Raw genomic sequence first — 1,847 nt, 5'->3', positions numbered from 1 at the left:
GCTGTGCGGATCTTGATGCCCTTTTCCTTGGCATAGGCCTCGGACGACTTCTCGATGATCGGACGCAGCAGCTTCCAGTCGGGAGCGATCCAGTCGGAGACGACATTCCACTTCTTGCCGTCCCATTGCTGGAAGGTCACGTAGCCGTCACCCTCGTGATTGTCCCAGGAGACGTTGATCGAGTGGAACAGGTCCTTGGCGCCGAGTGCCTCGACGCGCGCCGGATCGAGCTTGAGATGCTCGAAGCCCCAACGCACTTCGTCGCCGGTCAGCGTGCGGTTGCCGAACTTCGCCTGTGCGATGCGGACCGCCTCGACATTAAGGATGCCATTGACGATGCCGAGATTATGGTAGACCGAGCCGATGCGGCTCTTGTCCTCGAGATTGCCCTTGCCGGCGCCGTAGACGGTTTTGACGATCTCCTGGACCACCGGATACTGCTCGCCCGAGGCCTGGGTGGTGATGGCGGTGTAGCCCTTAGCGGCATCGCCGGCGGGGATGACGTCTTCCTCGGAGTTGGACCAGACGTTTCCGACGATATGGTCGGCCGGGAAGCCGGTCTTCTGGGCGGTTTTCAGGGCAACGGGGTTCATCACCCCCCAGCCGCGCAGCACCACGTAATCCGGATGCTCGCGCCGGATCGTCAGCCATTGCGCCTGCTGCTCGTTGCCGGGATGCGGCACCTCGATCTGCGACAGCTCGAAGCCGTATTTCTGCGAAAGCAATTCATAGATCGGGATCGTCTCCTTGCCGTAGGGCGAGCCGTGATAGAGCACCACGATCTTCTTGCCTTTGAGCTTGTCGAGGCCGCCTTTCTTGGAGGCGATGTAGTTCACGATGCCGGAGGTCTCGCTGTAGGGATTGAGCAGCAGCGGGAAGACGTAAGGGAACACGCGCCCATCTGTCGTGTCGGTGCGGCCGTGGTTGATGGTTATCAGTGGAACCTTGTCATCGGTGATGCGGTCGATCATGGCGTATGCGATGCCTACGGAAAGCGGGTTCCAGGCGGCGATGCCGGGATTGCTCTTCAATCGTTCGTAGACCTCGACGCCCTTCTCGACCTCATACTGCGTCTCGCCTTCGCTCCAGGTCAGCTTGACGCCGTTGACGCCTCCGTCTCGGATGTTGATTAGGTTGAGATAGTCGATGAAGCCGCCGAAGAAGCCGGTGCCGCCGGCGGCATAGGGGCCGACGCGGTAGCTCTGCAGAGGAAAATACTGTTCGTCGGCGTGAACCGCCGTCGCGCCGAAGACGAAGGCCGTGGCGATCGCCGCCTTTCGTAGGTGACTGAAGAAGGTCATGGGTTGCATCTCCTGAGGTTGTGGTCCGTGAGAGGATGTCGAGCGGCGCTCAGCTGGACCTCGAGCCGATCCGTCGTTTCAGGCGGTCGAAGAGGGCCGACAGCCCGTTCGGTTCCGCGATGAGGAAGATGATGATGAGCGCGCCAAGCACGATGCGCTGGCTCATGTCGAGCACACCTGAATCGAACAGGCCGCCGAACACGAAGGCGCCGAGCCGGGACAGAAAGAGCGGGAAGACGACGATGAACGCCGCGCCCAGAAAGGCGCCGCGTATCGAAGCCAGCCCGCCGATGATGATGATGAACAGGATCTGGAACGAGCGGTCGAGGTTGAACCCGGCCGGCTCGACGGTGCGCAGATAGGTGAAGGCCCACAGCACGCCGGCAACGCCGATGATGAAGGACGACAGCGCGAAGGCGAGCAGCTTGGTCTTGAGCACCGGAACGCCGATGACCCGTGCCGCGGTCTCGTTGTCGCGCACGGCGATGAAGTTGCGGCCGGTGGCGCTGTTGACCAGCCTCGACACGAGCACTGTGATCAGGATCA

General features: G+C 61.7%; 2 protein-coding genes. Both read right to left on the bottom strand.

Features of this window, described 5'->3' with window-relative positions:
- The coding region (locus tag E5W87_RS33175; RefSeq protein WP_292407498.1) for an ABC transporter substrate-binding protein at positions 1 to 1,301 on the bottom strand (1,301 nt) is incomplete at its 3' end.
- A 49-nt stretch (positions 1,302 to 1,350) separates the two neighbouring features.
- Positions 1,351 to 1,847 (bottom strand): branched-chain amino acid ABC transporter permease (locus tag E5W87_RS33170; RefSeq protein WP_292407495.1); only part of this gene is annotated, 497 nt, incomplete at its 5' end.

This window comes from Mesorhizobium sp., from assembly GCF_004962925.1.
Lineage (GTDB): Bacteria > Pseudomonadota > Alphaproteobacteria > Rhizobiales > Rhizobiaceae > Mesorhizobium.
This window is presented reverse-complemented; position numbering and strand designations above follow the sequence as displayed.